This window comes from Erwinia tracheiphila, assembly GCF_021365465.1.
Classification (GTDB): Bacteria; Pseudomonadota; Gammaproteobacteria; order Enterobacterales; family Enterobacteriaceae; genus Erwinia; species Erwinia tracheiphila.
Genome location: NZ_CP089932.1, coordinates 4,611,790 through 4,628,987, shown reverse-complemented (window position 1 = coordinate 4,628,987; position 17,198 = coordinate 4,611,790). Strand labels below are relative to the sequence as shown.

Below are 17,198 nucleotides of genomic sequence, written 5' to 3'. Positions count from 1 at the left end.
CGTTTATTCGTCGTCCTGTTCTTCCCATGCTTTGGCACGGGCAACGGCTTTTTTCCATCCAGCGTAGCGGAAGTTACGTTCGGAACTTTCGATGCCGGGGCGGAATTCACGCTCAATAACAGCTTTTTCACGCACTTCGTCCAGATCCTTCCAGAAGCCCACGGCCAGGCCTGCAAGGTAGGCAGCACCCAATGCGGTCACTTCACGCACTTCCGGGCGCTCAACTCGGGTGCCGAGAATATCGGACTGAAATTGCATCAGGAAGTTATTTGCAACCGCGCCGCCATCAACGCGCAGTGATTGCAGGCGCGTGTTGGCATCATTCTGCATGGCTTCGAGCACATCACGGGTCTGATAGGCGATTGACTCAAGCGTTGCGCGGATAATGTGATTGGCATTGGCTCCACGCGTCAGGCCGAAAATCGCGCCGCGTGCATACGGGTCCCAGTAAGGTGCGCCCAGGCCAGTGAATGCCGGAACGACATAAACGCCGTTGCTGTCTTTTACTTTCATTGAGAAGTATTCAGAATCGGTGGCATCACCGATCAGTTTCATCTCATCGCGTAGCCACTGGATAGAGGCACCACCGATAAATACGGCACCCTCTAGCGCATAGTTCACTTCGCCACGTGGACCGCAGGCAATGGTGGTCAGCAGACCATGGGTTGATGCTACCGCTTCTTTGCCGGTATTCATCAGCATAAAGCAGCCGGTGCCGTAAGTGTTTTTCGCCATGCCGGGCTGCACGCACATCTGACCATAAAGAGCCGCCTGCTGATCGCCGGCAATACCTGCGATAGGAATACGCGTCCCCCCTTTGCCCCCGATGTTAGTCTGGCCATAGACTTGAGAAGAGGATTTGACATCTGGCAGCATTTCGCGAGGAATATTAAGGATATCCAGCATACGCTGGTCCCACCCCAGCTTGTGGATATCAAACATCATGGTGCGAGAGGCATTGGTGTAATCAGTAATGTGAACACGCCCCTGCGTCATTTTCCACACCAGCCAGCAGTCGACCGTACCGAACAGCAGCTCGCCACGTTTGGCACGTTCGCGGGCACCTTCGACGTTATCGAGGATCCACTTCACTTTTGTGCCAGAGAAGTAGGGGTTAATGACCAACCCCGTGGTGTGCTGAATATACTCTTCCAGCCCCTCTTTCTTCAGTTTTGCACAGTGATCAGCGGTGCGCGGGTCCTGCCAGACGATGGCGTTATAAACAGGCTTACCGGTCTCTTTATCCCAGACGATAGTGGTTTCGCGTTGGTTAGTGATCCCGATAGCGGCAATTTCGTCTGAATGAATATCAGCGTGGGCAAGGACTTCAACCAGCGTTGAACTTTGCGATGCCCAGATATCCATGGGATCATGCTCGACCCAGCCGGGTTTCGGATAGATTTGCTGAAATTCACGCTGTGAGACCGCCACAATGTTGGAGTTATGATCCAGGATAACAGCACGAGAGCTGGTGGTACCCTGGTCAAGCGCGACAATATATTTTTTTTCTGTAGTCATAAATCCTTCCTGATGATTCAAAAGGTGAGCTTTTACGCTTTACGCTGTTCAGCATGCGTTATCGTCTTCTTTTCTTTCTTTACTGCCGACATGGCTCCTGGCAAGTTACGGGCGATCAACATACGGTAGCCAAACGCACCCAGGCTGGCACCCACGGTAGGGCCAAAAATGGGTACAAGAAAGTAGGGAATATCACGACCACCGGTAAAGGCAACATTGCCCCAGCCCGCCAGCCATTCAAAAAGTTTGGGTCCGAAATCACGGGCTGGATTCAGTGCAAATCCAGTCAGCGGGCCGGTGGCACCACCAATAATGGCAATCAACAGGCCAACCAGCAGTGGAGCCATCGGACCACGAGGCAGGCCATTGCCATCATCGGTCAATGCCATAATCAGGCCCAGCATCACTGCAGTAATCACCGCTTCTACCAGGAAAGCCTGACCTACGCTAATGTGCGCGTTAGGATAGGTCGAGAAAATGCCGGCCAGTTCAAGGCTTTCCACGCTGCCACGAACGATATGATGCGTCTGTTCATAATCAATAAACAGGTTATGGTAAAGTCCGTAAACCAGAGCGGCGGAACAGAAAGCGCCTGCAACCTGAGCCACAATATAAGGAACGACTTTGCGTGCCTCAAAATTACCGAAAAGGCATAGTGCAATGGTTACTGCTGGGTTCAGATGGGCACCGGAAATGGCGGCGCTCAGATAGATAGCCATTGCAACGGCGATCCCCCAGATAATACTGATTTCCCACAGTCCAAGAACGGCTCCTGCCAATTTTGCTGCGGCGACACAGCCAGCACCAAAGAAAATAATGGTGCCGACTCCCAGGGATTCTGCGATGCATTGCCCTTTGAGCGTGCTGGTTTGTTGAATCATGATGGCGTTTCCTGAAGGCGAGGTTAAATGTTGAACTGCATTTTATTCTCATTCCCTGAGCGGCCCTGATTATATTCACGGGTTGATGTGAATTTATCGTTAGCGAGCATAAACGAGAAATAGCGAAATTAAAACTTGTGGCTTGCGTCAAAAAAATGAGTGTTTTCGCGTATTTTGCCTTTTGTCGACCGTAACGTTAATCATCTTTTTAAGTTTATTTAGATCTTGCTGTTAACAATTTGATTGCTTATCTGGGGGGGGTTGTTACGATTTCCAGGTCTCGACTGAAAATTGTTACAGACTGCCGCCGATACGGGTTCGCTGCTGGACTTGCTGTGTTGGGGTACTTACAATCGGGGCAGCGCTGTTACTCGTGAGAGACCGGTTTTGTGCAGGTTGCAGTATCAACGCTTGCGATTAGGAGAGGTTACAATCATGTCATTTGAAGTATTCGAAAAACTGGAAGCTAAAGTACAGCAGGCGGTTGATACCATTACTCTGCTACAGATGGAAATAGAAGAGTTGAAAGAACAGAACAACAACCTGAATCAGCAGATTCAACAGGCAGCAGGCAACAGCGAATCACTGGTACGTGAGAACCTGGCGCTGAAAGAAGAGCAGCATGTCTGGCAAGAACGACTGCGCGCGCTGCTGGGAAAAATGGAAGAGGTCTGATTGATGCAGACTGAAACAAACGGGTGCCAGCGGCACCCGTTTTGATCCCTGCATGAACACCACCTCCTGTGGAGGTGGTCAGCAATAAGTTGGCTCTGCCAGTCATGCTACTCATGGGAAAATCCGAATCTGTTATCCCCATAACTGCCAGGGATTTAACCATGAGCAGATTCCAGAAAGCATCTCATGTGCTCTGGTGTTGTCAATATCATATCGTATGGACACCCAGGTACCGGTTTCGCATCCTCAGGAACAATGTTGGTAAAGAGGTCTGTAAGCAGATAAGGATCTCAGGTGAGCAGCCCGGGATAGAAGTAGTGTAGCTGAATGTCCAGACAGACCATGTCCATTTGCGGGTAAAAGTGCCTTCACGGCTTTCGATTTCCCATGTAACAGGCGACTTAAAGGGTAAAACAGCCCTTCGATTGTTCAGTAAATTTCCCTGCCTGCGTAAGAACAAGCAGTGGGGGAATGATTTTTGGGCAAGAGGTTATTGTGTCGATACCGTAGGTATAAACGAAGAAATGATAATAACGTACGTGAAGTATCAGGAAAAACATGAAGTTGAAGAGAGCCAGCTTCCACTGAAAGAAGTGTGAAGGGAAGGCTCTCTGAGTCTGGACTTAGTGCGCCCCTGTGGGGCGAAATCAATGCCACCTGCTATGCAGGTGGTTTTTTACTTACTCGATATCGAGTGGGTCTTCGGAAAGAATAATTCCCGTGTTATCAGCATAAAGATGATCGCCAGAGAAAAAGGTCACGCCCCCGAAGTTGACCCGAACGTCGCTTTCGCCAATCCCTTCTCCGGCTGCGCTGACAGGAATCGCAGCAATCGCCTGAATACCAATATCCAGCTCTGCGAGGTCATCAACCTGACGCACGGAGCCGTAAACCACTATGCCTTCCCATTCGTTTTGTAATGCAAGCCGTGCCAGTGAAGCATCAACCAGCGCACGCCGGACAGAGCCGCCGCCGTCAACCAACAGCACGCGGCCTCGTCCGTTTTCCTCAAGCAGATCGTAGAGAAGCCCGTTATCTTCGAAACATTTTACCGTGATGATTTGCCCACCAAATGATGTGCGACCGCCGAAGTTTGAAAAAAGCGGTTCAACAACATTTACATCTTCATGATATATGCCGCAGAGTTCAGAAGTATCATATTTCATAAGAGGGGGTCGTCTGTTTCAGATGATGGGGCAGTATATCGCTTTCTGTCGGGTGTTGGCAAAACCATCATTTGCTAAAAATTGCGATGGGTCAATCATATTGTGTTTAATTGATGGCCAGGCCAATAGCAAAAAGCACATTGACCAGCAGTGCCATTTTAACCGTCGTGGCCAGTACAGGACACATGGCCAGCGCTGTGGGTTGCTGAAGTACGTAGCGGCCCTGACGGAACAGCCACGGGGCGGCCAGCAGGAATAGCCAGCCGGCCATATTAAGTGAGTTTACGATGGCAAATTGCGCAAAGCATAGCATTGAGCCTGTCAGCAGCAGCACATGATAGTAGCGGGCCACGGTTGCTCCCAGGCGCACTGCCAGGGTCAGTTTGCCATTCTGACGATCACACTCAATATCACGCATATTATTTGCATTAAGCACTGCGACAGCCAGTAATCCACAGCCGCTGGCTGGCCACAATAATGCCATTTCAATGCGGTGGGTTTGCAGATAATAGCTGCCCAGTACTCCAAGCCAGCCAAAAAAGATCAGCACTGAGGCATCCCCAAGCCCAAGATAGCCGTAAGGCTTTCTGCCAACCGTGTAGGCGATAGCGGCAAGAATAGCGAGAGCGCCCATTGCAAGAAAGCCAAGCATATCGTTCAGCGACCGGCAGGAGTGAATCACCAACGCAACCCCCGAGACAATGGTGAGTGCAACTGCAATAATCAGTGCAAACCCCATCTGTTTTTGGCTGATCGCGCCTTTCTGCATACCGCGCAAGGGGCCAATACGTTCCGGTGTGTCGCTTCCTTTTGTCGCGTCGCCGTAATCATTCGCAAGATTCGACAGAATTTGCAGCAGTGCGGTGGTAAGCAGAGCCAGCACCGCGACGGACAGCGTGAAATGCCCCTGCCACCATGCCAGAGATGAGCCGGTGATTACCGAAGCACAGGCCAGAGGCAGGGTACGCAATCGCAAGCTTTCCAGCCAGGCGCGTAAGGGGGAGATAACCGGGACGGAGCAGATATTTTCTGTCATGGAATGGTTCCCAGGCCGCAGAGGATAACAATGCCGAAGAGTATAGTCCTCGTGCCTGACAAAGCCTTAATCCACGTCAAGGATCGTTGCACCACCGGGGCCGGTCAGCCATTCACTCTTTGGCGTTAACTAAACAACGAAACCAGCCTGAAGACACGCTTATCAGGGCGTGCAGGACACTGAACTGACAGGCAGAAAGTGTGAAAATGGTAATTGTCTGTTTAATAAGAAAATATGCTGTTGCGAAATTTCGCCGATCACATTGCGCAACCGGCGTACTGCTAAAATTTACAGGATAAAGCGGCTGAGATCCTCATCCGCGACAAGCTCATCCAGATGCTTGCCAACGTAATCAGCATCAATGGTGATGGATTCGCCATTGCGGTCGCTTGCATCATAGGAAATATCTTCCATCAGACGTTCAAGCACAGTATGCAGACGGCGTGCGCCGATGTTTTCAGCGGTTTCATTAACCTGCCATGCCGCGGCGGCAATACGACTGATACCGTCACGGGTAAAGTCAACGTTAACGCCTTCCGTCTTCATCAGTGCTTTGTATTGCACGGTAATGGAGGCGCTCGGCTCAGTAAGAATGCGCTCAAAATCTTCGGTGGTCAGCGCCTGTAGCTCAACGCGAATTGGCAGACGTCCCTGAAGTTCAGGGATAAGATCGGAAGGGCTTGCCACCTGAAATGCGCCTGAAGCAATAAACAGGATATGGTCAGTTTTTACCATGCCGTGTTTGGTTGAAACAGTACAACCTTCCACCAGTGGCAACAGGTCGCGCTGAACGCCTTCACGGGATACATATGGCCCGGAGCTTTCACCACGTTTACAAACTTTATCAATCTCATCAATAAATACGATGCCGTGCTGTTCAACGGTATCAATAGCTTCCTGCTTGAGCTCTTCATGGTTGACCAGCTTGGCGGCTTCTTCTTCCACCAGCACCTTCATCGCATCTTTAATCTTAAGCTTACGCGGTTTCTGCTTCTGCCCACCCAGGTTCTGAAACATTGACTGCAGCTGGCTGGTCATCTCTTCCATACCCGGGGGCGCCATAATTTCTACTCCGACAGACGAGGCAGCCAGGTCAATTTCGATCTCTTTATCGTCCAGCTCCCCTTCACGCAGCTTTTTACGAAAGGATTGACGGGCAGTAGAAGGTTCCATGGAGGCTTCAGAGTGGCCCCAGTTGTTTTTTGCAGGCGGAATTAATACGTCAAGAATACGCTCTTCCGCCATCTCTTCGGCCCGGTAGCGATTCTTCTCAATGGCCTGAGAGCGAACCATTTTGAGCGCAGAGTCGGTCAAGTCACGAATGATTGAGTCAACTTCCTTACCAACATAACCCACTTCGGTAAATTTTGTGGCTTCAACTTTGATAAAAGGCGCGTTAGCTAACTTCGCCAGACGGCGCGCAATTTCAGTTTTACCCACACCGGTCGGGCCGATCATCAGGATATTTTTAGGTGTGACTTCGTAGCGCAACTCTTCATCCAGCTGCATACGACGCCAGCGGTTACGCAGGGCGATGGCAACGGCGCGTTTGGCGCTATCCTGGCCAATGATAAATTTGTTCAGCTCGCTAACGATTTCGCGCGGAGTCATTGCAGACATAGTTAAGTCCTTATGCTTTAGACGATAATTCTTCGATGGTGAGATTGTGGTTGGTATAGATGCAGATATCGCCTGCAATACCCAGCGCTTTTTCCACGATTTCGCGTGCCCCGATCTCGGTATTCTCCAACAGCGCACGTGCTGCTGCCTGTGCGTAAGGTCCGCCAGAACCAATAGCAATCAGGTCGTTTTCAGGCTGAATAACGTCACCATTCCCCGTAATAATCAGAGAGGCGTTTTCGTCCGCCACGGCTAACAGTGCTTCCAGCTTGCGCAGCATGCGATCAGTGCGCCAGTCCTTCGCCAGCTCAACAGCGGCCTTCACCAAATGTCCTTGATGCATTTCCAGCTTACGTTCAAACAGTTCAAACAGGGTAAAAGCATCTGCTGTTCCGCCAGCAAAACCGGCAATGACTTTGTCATTATAAAGACGACGCACTTTTTTGACGTTGCCTTTCATGACGGTGTTGCCGAGAGTAGCCTGGCCATCACCGCCAATGACTACCTGGCCGTTGCGTCGAACACTTACAATTGTTGTCACGGGCAGATCCCTTTTTGCATTCAGAAAAATGTCCCCGCAGTCAGGCAGCGGGGTTTTGTCGATGCAAACAGATGTGGGGGAGATTTGAAGGGTTTCAACCCCAGGTTGCGAGGGGAATGCAATTTGTGTGGCCTGAGCCGCGCAGCCTCTTCAGGGCGCTGTCGACGGCAAGGCGGCTGCTCATCGGCCCAATAACCACACGATTCCAACCACCACCGGCAGTGATACGGCTTTCAAATCCTTCGAAGGCCAGCTGTGCCCGGACAGATTCTGCCTGATCGGTTCCTTTGAAAGAACCACATTGTACCATCCAGTTCTGGATCTTCTCTTTCGGCTTTTTTTCGTCTTTTGGCGATGGTGTTATTTGCGGCTGAACGGCCACCTGATGAACCGGTTCTCGCGTAATGGGCGCGGCCTGTTCGGTTCGGTTTTGCGGCAGCATATGCGCCTGTTGAGCTGGCGCCGGGCTATGCACTGGCTGTTGTTGGCGCGGTTGCTGCTGCAATTCGCTTTGCTGCGTGTGTTGCAGAGTTTGCTGGCGCTGTGCCGGCGTCTGCTCATTCCACGGCACCTCATTCAGTTTCGTAGGCTGTTGACGTATATCCGCCTGCATCTGCTCAAGCAGCTGACGCTGCTCGTTGGTGAGTTGAGTTTGCGAATGGATTTGGCCCCCTGCCGAAGGTTCTGTAGGCGTTGGCACAGCGATCTGGCGGTTCTCCAGCTCTTTGATATAGCGCCAGCGTTCTTCAGGTTTCGGCGGCAAGCCGTTGCCCGGAGTTTTATGATCAGGTATGACGACCGCCTCTTCTTTTTTATGATGGGCGATAAACCACAGTCCTCCGACAAAGGTCACCAGGACTGCGGCGGCAAGTACCACCATAATTTTTGATACGCCTGAGCCACCACTCCGCTTCTTACTGCGACTGTTGGTTTTTTTGCGCCGCGTCCCTGTTGAGCGCCCGCGGCTTACATAATCTTTTTGTGCCACTATCGTTCCGCTAATAAACAGTAAAAAGTGAGGCCGGAAAAATCAATCAGTGCTGGCGTACCCGTCGGCCAGCTCGCCATGTTACTCAAGGGCTGGAGCTTTGACCAGCGGCGATACCATTAAGAATCTACTGAATGTGAATTTCAGCCCGATCATCTCTGCTTTGTGTTGTCAACGCCTGGGGCGAAGCACCGGGGCCGTACTGCCGCGAATTTTAAGTTCAAAATCCAGCAGGCGTGAACCATTACTGACCATTTTCCCTTGCAGTTGCTCAAGAAGAAGGCTCATTGCCTCACGGCCAATGTTAAATCGCGGCTGGATGACGGTAGTCAACGGTGGGTCGCTGTAACGGGACAGCTCAATATCGTCAAAGCCAATCAGAGACAAATCTTGGGGAATGCGTAAGCCCATATTTTTTGCCTGGGCCATTGCACCCAACGCCAGAATGTCGCTGTGACAAAACAGGGCGTCTGGTGGTGCAGGAAGCGCCATTAGTTGTTTCATTGCGGTGGCACCTGCATCAAAAGTGAAGTCAACCCGTGCAATATAGCGTGGTTCCGCCACAATGCCATGACGCTGCAGTGCCTGAATGTATCCCTGTAAACGATACTGGCAAAGTGGCATATCATGTGGGCCTGCAATGCAGGCAATTCGGCTGTGCCCCAGCTTGAGGAGATGATTGACGGCTTCAAACGCGGCGGTCAGATTATCGATATGCACCGAGGGCAGCTCAAGTTCCGGGGCAAACTCATTTGCCATTACCATGGGCGGCAGATTTTGGCGTTCTTCGGGTGTACTTTCAAACGGTAGCTGCGAACCCAGCATGATCATGCCATCGACCTGGCGGGTCATGATTAAATTCAAAAAGGATTGCTCATGGCATGTCTGGTGGGCGCAATCGCCAATCAGTACCAGATAGCCCCGATCAGCCGCCACAACTTCAATGCCCCGTATTATCTCGCTGAAAAAAGGATCGCAAATATTGGGCACAATCACCAGGATCGTCCGTGACTCGGTACGTCTGGCATTACGCGTTATACCATTGGGAGAATAGCCAACGGCAATGACCGCCTCTTCAACTTTTTGTCGTGTGGCGGCGGAGACTTTGTCCGGGTTCATCAGCGTGCGTGAAACGGTTGCCGTGGATACGCCCGCTTTTTTCGCCACATCCCTCATGGTGGCACCCGACGCCTCTTGATTCTGCTCCAACGTTTTTCTCCCTGACGCCAGCCCGTGCTGACCTGACAATTATCATTTTGGTAGCAGCAGCACGCATATCGGTCTGCCTTTCACCGTCTTAAGACAACGCACAGATGCTAGCGGATAACGTAAATTAATCTGCATAAAAATTGTGGCTTGTGCGACTTTTTTCGAGCGTACTCGCAAGGATTTTGTATGGTTAAAAAAGTCTCAGTTTTCAGTTGGATCAACATCTAATGTCCACTTCACTTTTTTGGCCTGTGGCAATGTGCTCATCAGTGGAAGCGTCAATTTTATCAGGCGCTGTAAATGCCCGCGTGAAGGGTGTTGGAGAAGCAGCTGCCAGCGATAACGTCCACTGCGTTTCGGCTGTATTGCGGGAATCGGCCCCATCAACCAGAACGCATCATCTTTCAGTGGGCTGGTCTCCAGCAGATTTCGTAACTGCTGCAGAAACAGGGGAGCCTGTTGATTGTCATGATCGTCCGAACGGAACAGAGCATGACTGGTAAAGGGTGGCAGAAAAACGGTTTTGCGTTCAGTCAGTGCCTGTTGCGCAAAGGCGTCATAGCCCTGATGCAATAACGTTTGCAATAATGGATGATCCGGGTGATGGGTTTGTAATAATACTTCCCCCTGTTTACCGGCTCTGCCAGCGCGCCCTGCAACCTGGGTATACAGCTGGGCGAATCGCTCTGCCGAGCGAAAATCAGCCGAAAAAAGCGCGCCATCCACATCCAGTAGCGACACCAGTGTAACGTCAGGAAAATGATGCCCCTTAGCCAACATTTGTGTACCCACCAGAATACGTGAGCCACCCCGGTTGACATCGGCCAGCTGCTGTTCAAGTGCTCCTTTACGGCTGGTGGTGTCACGATCGATACGAGTCAGCGGCACGTCGGGAAAAAGCTGGCTAAGGTTTTGTTCCAGCTGTTCGGTACCCAGCCCGACGGGCATAAGGTGTGTGGAACCACATTGCGGACACTGATGTGGAACAGGTCGTTGACTGTCGCAATGGTGACAGCGCAGCTGGCGTTGATGCTGGTGGAGCGTGTAATAACGGTCGCATCGCTGACATTCTGCAATCCAGCCGCATTCATGGCATAGCATGGCGGGAGAGAAACCACGTCGGTTCAAAAACAACAATACCTGATTGCCTGCTTTCAGATGCAGGCCGATTTTTCTGAGCAGCATCGGGGACAGGCCGCCCTCCAGCTTGACACCTTTCAGGTCAATAAGCTGCTGTGTTGCCTGACACGCATTCCCCGCACGTTTACAGAGGTTTAATTGCCGGTATTTGCCCAGTTTGACATTCTGCAATGTTTCCAGTGCAGGCGTTGCCGTGCCCATAACAACAGGAATATTTTCCTGTTGCGCCCGGAATACTGCCAGATCGCGTGCCTGATAACGCCAGCCTTCCTGCTGCTTGTAAGAGCTATCATGTTCTTCATCGATAATAATGACGCCCAGACGGGCAAAGGGAGTGAACAGGGCCGAGCGTGTGCCAATAACGATCGCCGTTTCACCGTTATACGCGCGAAGCCATACCGCCAGCCGTTCACTGTTATTGAGTCCAGAGTGCAGAACATCAATCGGTGCGTTAAAACGTTCGCGGAAGCGAGCAATGGTTTGTGGTGTAAGGCCAATCTCTGGTACTAACACCAAAGCCTGACTGCCTTTTGCCAGTATATTCTCCAGTGCGTTAAGATAGACCTCTGTTTTGCCGGAGCCAGTAATGCCAGCCAGTAACCATGCAGTGAACTGGTTATCTTCACTACGGATTGCGCCAACCGCTGTTGCCTGCTCCGTGTTCAGCCGGAGTCGTTCACCTTTTACGCTGTAATTGCTGCGCCAGTCCTCGCGCGTGATTTGTGCTGGCTGCAAATCACACAGCCCTTTCGCACGTAGCGACAGCAGCACGGTATCGCTAATGTCATGCTGGCGAACTTCATGCCGCCAGAGATTTTTCTGACGCAGTACGGCCAGTGCTTTTTGTTGTTTTGGCGTGCGTTTCAGGCTCTCTGGTGCGGTTGCCTTCCCTGTTTCACTGATATACCACTGCCAAAGTGGGGCTTCTTGGGCGGGTTTGCCCTGACGAAGCAGAACAGGAATGGCATGAAACAGTACTTCCCCCAGCGGGTAATGATAATAATCGGCGGCCCATAACAGGATACGCCAGAGAGAGGGGGAGAAGAGTGAGCGGTTGTCCAGTACGTCGTCGACGGTTTTGAGTTGTTCAGAAGGCAGGTCGCTGTGTTCGGTGATGGAGACCACAATGCCTGTCGCCTTACGCGTGCCAAAAGGCACGCTGACCCGTACGCCTGTGGTGGCAACAGACAGATGTGGCGGCAACAGATAATCAAAGCTGCGTGCAAGAGGAATAGGCAATGCGACCTGAACAACGCGCATGAATTCAACCGGATGAAATAATCAGCAGGATAGTGTACACTGTCATGCCCCGAATGTGCTGATTCGATTGCAGTGGTCGGTTAATTTCTGTATAATTCGCCGCCGTTGATACCTTTTTATAGTATCACGTACACCTGAATTTTTTAATTTTCGTGTGGTGCCTGTGCAGGTTTTTCCTGGCATGGGAGAGCGACACGGCCTTAACTGAGGTTTCCCATGAAAAAAGGTATTCACCCAAATTACGTTGACGTTACTGCTAAATGTTCTTGCGGTAACGAAATCAAAACCCGCTCAACCGTGGGTCACGACCTGAACTTGGACGTGTGTGGCAGCTGCCACCCTTTCTATACCGGCAAACAGCGCGATGTAGCTACCGGTGGTCGTGTTGATCGCTTCAACAAGCGTTTCAGCCTGCCTGGCAGCAAAAAATAAACTAATAGCCAGAAAAGGTTTACGTTTCGGATGTGATAAAAACCCAGCTCAGGCTGGGTTTTTTATTGCTCATTCGGCACCATTATCTGTGGATGTGCCTGTCAGCAGGTGTTGCCTCTGGATTCAGGCAGCACAAGCAGAGAGTTATCGGCAGAGTGGTTAGTTTGTTTGAATTGGGCGCAAGCAAGGCAGTCTTGAACAAAAGAGGATTTTTACTGCTAACTTAAAACCGTATCCTGGGTGAGTGGTCAGCAATATGCTTTGGCCTGGCTCTGGCGCCGTTGGATTTGTATCTTACAAACAAGCAGAGACGCGTTTTCACGGTTATATGTGCGCGCCTGCGAAACGAAATTAAAGCCGCTTAGATAAACGGCGCGTTGTTACAGTCAGCGTCTGCTACGGGCGTGTCAAATCGTTCATTTCACTTAACCTGCCGTAAAGGAGAGCGACAGGCACCGGGAAAAAGTTTGTGGTTCATTTCGTCAGGGCTGAAGCAATGCCGCCCTCAATGAGAGCGGCATCCCACGCTTAGACTGGTGGAGCACATGGCACTGGACGGAAATGTCAGTATTCCCAGGTGTCCGGGTCAACGCCCATCTGGCGCATAATAGCTTTTGCGCCTTCGGGTATTTCATCGCTACGCTCTTTACGCAGGTCAACATCGTCAGGTAAAGGTTGACCGGTAAAGGCATGAAGAAATGCTTCGCACAGCAATTCGCTGTTGGTGGCATGTCGTAAATTATTCACCTGTCGGCGAGTGCGCTCGTCAGTCAAAATTTTCAGTACCTTTAAGGGAATGGATACCGTGATTTTTTTGACCTGTTCGCTCTTTTTACCATGTTCGGCGTAAGGGCTGATATATTCGCCGTTCCATTCAGCCATGGGCTACCTTAATTATCATTAAAATTGGAAATGCCAAAATTTGGCCAATTATGCTTGAAGAAAGTGCCGACCACACGGAACGTACAGCACTTCACACTGGCTTAAACGACATAATATTAACGGTTATTAGTAGTTTGCTCAATCTGTACGCAAAGACATTTAGATGTCCAGATGTATTGACGTCTATTTATGTGCTGATATGCTTAAACACACTCTACACCCCCTTTCAGGAATTTATGCACCATGACGCGTAAACAGGCAACAATCGCCGTTCGTAGCGGTTTGAATGATGATGTACAGTATGGCTGCGTTGTCCCCCCGATTCATCTTTCAAGCACGTATAACTTCACTGACTTTAACCAGCCTCGCGCACACGATTATTCCCGACGAGGCAATCCGACCCGTGATGTTGTCCAGTGCGCCCTTGCGGAACTGGAGGGGGGGGCTGGCGCGGTAATGACCAATACGGGGATGTCTGCCATCCATCTGGTATGCACTGTGTTCCTGAAACCAGGTGATCTGCTGGTCGCACCGCATGACTGCTATGGTGGGAGCTACCGTTTGTTCGACAGCCTGAGCAAGCGCGGTGCTTATCGCGTGAAGTTTGTTGACCAGGGCAATGAGGTTGCACTGAAAGAAGCACTTGCCGAAAAGCCTGCACTGGTACTGATTGAAAGCCCCAGCAATCCACTTCTGCGCGTGGTTGATATTGTCGCAATCTGTAAAGTAGCCAGTGAGGTTGGTGCGGTAAGCGTGGTCGATAACACGTTTCTCAGTCCGGCACTGCAAAACCCACTGGCGCTGGGCGCGGATTTAGTGGTGCATTCCTGCACTAAATATTTGAACGGTCACTCCGATGTGGTCGCGGGAGCGGTCATCGCGAAAGATCCGGCGTGCGTCACCGAGCTGGCCTGGTGGGCCAACAATATTGGGTTGACGGGGGCAGCCTTCGACAGCTACCTGTTACTGCGAGGGTTACGTACGCTGGTTCCCCGTATGGCAGCAGCACAGCGTAATGCGCTGGCGATTGTTGATTACCTTCAGCAGCAACCGCTGGTGAAAAAGTTGTATCATCCTTCCTTGCCGGAAAACGCGGGTCATCAGTTCGCAGTACGTCAGCAGAAGGGTTTTGGTGCGATGCTGAGTTTTGAACTGGACGGTGATGAGCAAAGGCTCCGCCGCTTTCTGAAGGCGCTGCGTCTTTTTACGCTTGCAGAATCGCTGGGCGGTGTGGAAAGTCTTATTTCTCACACCGCGACCATGACGCATGCTGGCATGTCGGCGGAGGCGCGCGCCGCCGCCGGAATTTCAGAAACGCTGTTGCGTATTTCTGTAGGAATTGAAGATCACCAGGATTTGATCGCCGATCTGGAACAGGCATTTTGGATCGCGGCCGAGGGGTAAGCATGAGTCACTCAGAAGTGGCGGTAGGAACACGTCAGTTGCATAAATTCGGCGGCAGCAGCCTTGCTGACGCCAAATGTTATCTTCGGGTCGCCGGAATTATGGCGGAATACAGTGATCCAGGTGATTTGATGGTTGTTTCTGCTGCAGGCAGCACTACCAATCAGTTAATCAACTGGCTGAAACTGAGTCAGAATGATCGGTTATCCGCCCATCAGGTCCAGCAGGCGCTGCGGCGTTATCAAAGCGATTTGATCAACACTTTACTGCCCCCTGAGGTGGCAGATACGCTTATTACGCCCTTTATCCACGATCTGGAAAAGCTTGCTGCATTGTTGGATGGCAAAATCACCGAAGCCGTTTATGCCGAGGTGGTAGGGCATGGAGAAATATGGTCAGCTCGATTGATGGCCGCGGTGCTCAATAGCCAGGATATCGCCGCAGGCTGGCTTGATGCGCGTGATTTTCTGTGTGCAGAACGTGCCGCTCAACCGCAGGTGGATGAGGGTAAGTCAGCGCCGCTATTGCAGCAATTAATGGAGCAATATCCGGGGCAGCGTCTGGTCGTCACGGGCTTTATCACCCGGAACGAACGAGGAGAAACGGTATTGCTGGGTCGCAACGGTAGCGACTACTCGGCGACGCAGATCGGTGCGCTGGCGGGCGTATCGCGTGTGACCATCTGGAGCGACGTGCCCGGGGTTTACAGCGCTGACCCGCGCAAGGTCAAAGATGCCTGCCTGCTGTCTTTACTGCGTCTTGATGAGGCCAGCGAACTGGCTCGCCTCGCGGCACCGGTACTGCACACCCGAACCTTGCAACCAGTTTCATCCAGCGATATTGATTTGCAGCTCCGCTGTAGCTATCAGCCGGAACAGGGATCTACCCGTATTGAACGCGTATTGGCTTCTGGCACCGGCGCGCGAATTGTCACCAGCCACGACGATGTTTGTCTGATTGAGTTCCAGATTCCCTCAAAGCATGATTTTGCTGCCTTCCATCAGGAGATAGGCCAGCTTCTGATACGGGCGCAGCTACGTCCGCTGGCAACCGGGGTGCATCCCGATCGCAATCTTTTGCAGCTTTGCTATACCTCTGAAGTCGTCGGCAGCGCACTGACATTGCTGCAGGATACGGCCATGCCGGGCCATTTGCAGTTGCGTGAAGGAATGGCGTTGGTGGCGATGGTTGGCGCGGGGGTCTGCCGAAATCCGCTGCACAGTCATCGTTTCTGGCAACAGTTGCAGGATCAGCCGGTAGAGTTTATCTGGCAGTCAGGTGAGGGGATAAGCCTGGTCGCAGTACTGCGGGTGGGGCCGACAGAACATCTTGTGCGCGGTCTGCATCAGTCGTTATTCCGTGCAGAAAAACGGGTTGGGCTGGTGCTGTTTGGTAAAGGGAATATTGGTTCACGCTGGCTTGAACTTTTTGCCTGCGAGCAAGGTTCTCTTTCTGCCCGTACCGGTTTTGAATTTATTCTCGCAGGGGTGGTGGACAGCCGCCGTAGTCTGTTGAGTTATGATGGGCTGGATGCCAGTCGCGTACTGGCCTTTTTTGAAGATGAGGCGCTTGCACGGGATGAAGAAACCCTCTTTCTGTGGATGCGCGCTCACCCCTTTGATGATTTGGTGGTGCTGGATGTCACGGCCAGTGAGCTGCTTGCGGCGCAATATCTGGATTTTGCCAGCTATGGTTTTCATGTCATTGTCGCAAATAAACTGGCGGGTGCCGCCAGCGGTGGTAGCTACCGACAAATCCGCGACGCTTTCGCGAAAACCGGTCGCCAGTGGCTGTATAACGCCACCGTGGGTGCCGGATTGCCGGTGAATCATACCGTTCGCGACCTGCGTGAAAGCGGTGACGGCATCCTGTCCATTAGCGGGATATTTTCTGGCACGCTGTCCTGGCTTTTTTTACAATATGACGGCACGGTGCCCTTTACGGAACTGGTGGAACAGGCCTGGCAGCAGGGGCTGACCGAACCCGATCCGCGTGTCGATTTGATGGGCCAGGATGTGATGCGTAAGCTGGTGATTTTGGCGCGAGAGGCGGGTTATGACATTGAACCTGACCAGGTTCGCGTTGAGTCGCTGGTGCCAAAAAACGGTGAAGGTGAGTCTGTTGATCACTTCTTTGAAAACAGCGATGCGCTGAATGAACAGATGAAGCAACGTTATGATGCGGCGCAGGAGATGGGTCTGCTGCTGCGTTATGTGGCGCGTTTTGATGCTCATGGCAAAGCGCGTGTGGGGGTGGAGGCGGTACGTGATGACCATCCTCTGGCCTCGCTGCTGCCCTGTGATAACGTCTTCGCTATCGAAAGCCGTTGGTATCGTGATAATCCATTGGTGATACGAGGTCCCGGAGCCGGGCGCGATGTCACTGCTGGCGCTATTCAGTCAGATATTAATCGTCTCGCGCATTTACTGTAACCCCCTCGGGTCGG

Annotated in this window: 14 protein-coding genes and 1 pseudogene; 5 read left to right on the top strand and 10 right to left on the bottom strand. The window is 51.8% G+C overall.

Translation table 11 applies throughout. The features are described from left to right. Positions 1 to 3: 3 nt before the first annotated feature. The gene (gene glpK / locus LU633_RS23945) at positions 4 to 1,518 is read right to left on the bottom strand and encodes a glycerol kinase GlpK (protein ID WP_016191270.1); all 1,515 of its coding nucleotides are present in this window, start codon (positions 1,516 to 1,518) and stop codon (positions 4 to 6) included. 32 nt (positions 1,519 to 1,550) lie between these two features. Then, the gene (locus LU633_RS23940; RefSeq protein ID WP_016191269.1) at positions 1,551 to 2,399 is read right to left on the bottom strand and encodes an MIP/aquaporin family protein; all 849 of its coding nucleotides are present in this window, start codon (positions 2,397 to 2,399) and stop codon (positions 1,551 to 1,553) included. 435 nt (positions 2,400 to 2,834) lie between these two features. On the opposite strand from LU633_RS23940, the gene zapB reads away from it, so the two are divergent. After that, positions 2,835 to 3,074 (top strand): cell division protein ZapB, encoded by a 240-nt coding sequence (gene zapB / locus LU633_RS23935; protein WP_016191268.1) that lies wholly within the window; start codon positions 2,835 to 2,837, stop codon positions 3,072 to 3,074. Between the two features lie 161 nt (positions 3,075 to 3,235). Then, positions 3,236 to 3,673: pseudogene (gene tnpA / locus LU633_RS23930) on the top strand (IS200/IS605 family transposase). A gap of 81 nt (positions 3,674 to 3,754) precedes the next feature. On the opposite strand, the gene rraA reads toward tnpA, so the two are convergent. The 7 genes from rraA to priA form a co-directional block, all read right to left on the bottom strand. Then, positions 3,755 to 4,240 carry a ribonuclease E activity regulator RraA gene (gene rraA, locus LU633_RS23925; RefSeq protein WP_016191267.1) on the bottom strand — a complete coding sequence of 162 codons (486 nt, stop codon included), beginning with the start codon at positions 4,238 to 4,240 and terminating at the stop codon, positions 3,755 to 3,757. Between the two features lie 106 nt (positions 4,241 to 4,346). Next, entirely contained in the window at positions 4,347 to 5,276 is a 930-nt protein-coding gene (locus LU633_RS23920; RefSeq protein WP_016191266.1) for a 1,4-dihydroxy-2-naphthoate polyprenyltransferase, read from the bottom strand. A gap of 288 nt (positions 5,277 to 5,564) precedes the next feature. Next, entirely contained in the window at positions 5,565 to 6,896 is a 1,332-nt protein-coding gene (gene hslU, locus LU633_RS23915; RefSeq protein WP_233485076.1) for an HslU--HslV peptidase ATPase subunit, read from the bottom strand. Positions 6,897 to 6,906: 10 nt separating this feature from the next. Further along, complete coding sequence (hslV, locus tag LU633_RS23910) at positions 6,907 to 7,437, bottom strand: ATP-dependent protease subunit HslV (RefSeq protein ID WP_016191264.1); 531 nt, start codon at positions 7,435 to 7,437, stop codon at positions 6,907 to 6,909. 94 nt (positions 7,438 to 7,531) lie between these two features. Next, positions 7,532 to 8,425, bottom strand: a complete 894-nt coding sequence (gene ftsN, locus LU633_RS23905; RefSeq protein WP_016191263.1) for a cell division protein FtsN — start codon at positions 8,423 to 8,425, stop codon at positions 7,532 to 7,534. A 171-nt stretch (positions 8,426 to 8,596) separates the two neighbouring features. Further along, positions 8,597 to 9,601 carry a DNA-binding transcriptional regulator CytR gene (cytR, locus tag LU633_RS23900; RefSeq protein WP_407647048.1) on the bottom strand — a complete coding sequence of 335 codons (1,005 nt, stop codon included), beginning with the start codon at positions 9,599 to 9,601 and terminating at the stop codon, positions 8,597 to 8,599. 234 nt (positions 9,602 to 9,835) lie between these two features. Next, positions 9,836 to 12,034 (bottom strand): primosomal protein N', encoded by a 2,199-nt coding sequence (gene priA, locus LU633_RS23895; RefSeq protein ID WP_016191261.1) that lies wholly within the window; start codon positions 12,032 to 12,034, stop codon positions 9,836 to 9,838. Positions 12,035 to 12,250: 216 nt separating this feature from the next. Between priA and rpmE the strand changes: the two genes are divergently transcribed. Next, positions 12,251 to 12,466, top strand: a complete 216-nt coding sequence (rpmE, locus tag LU633_RS23890; protein WP_016191260.1) for a 50S ribosomal protein L31 — start codon at positions 12,251 to 12,253, stop codon at positions 12,464 to 12,466. A 564-nt stretch (positions 12,467 to 13,030) separates the two neighbouring features. Here the strand turns inward: rpmE and metJ are convergent. Continuing rightward, entirely contained in the window at positions 13,031 to 13,348 is a 318-nt protein-coding gene (gene metJ / locus LU633_RS23885) for a met regulon transcriptional regulator MetJ (protein ID WP_016191259.1), read from the bottom strand. A gap of 243 nt (positions 13,349 to 13,591) precedes the next feature. On the opposite strand from metJ, the gene metB reads away from it, so the two are divergent. Continuing rightward, positions 13,592 to 14,752 (top strand): cystathionine gamma-synthase, encoded by a 1,161-nt coding sequence (gene metB / locus LU633_RS23880; protein ID WP_016191258.1) that lies wholly within the window; start codon positions 13,592 to 13,594, stop codon positions 14,750 to 14,752. Positions 14,753 to 14,754: 2 nt separating this feature from the next. Beyond that, a complete protein-coding gene (locus LU633_RS23875) occupies positions 14,755 to 17,184 on the top strand; it encodes a bifunctional aspartate kinase/homoserine dehydrogenase II (protein WP_016191257.1) in 2,430 nt (809 codons plus the stop codon). Positions 17,185 to 17,198: the final 14 nt, after the last annotated feature.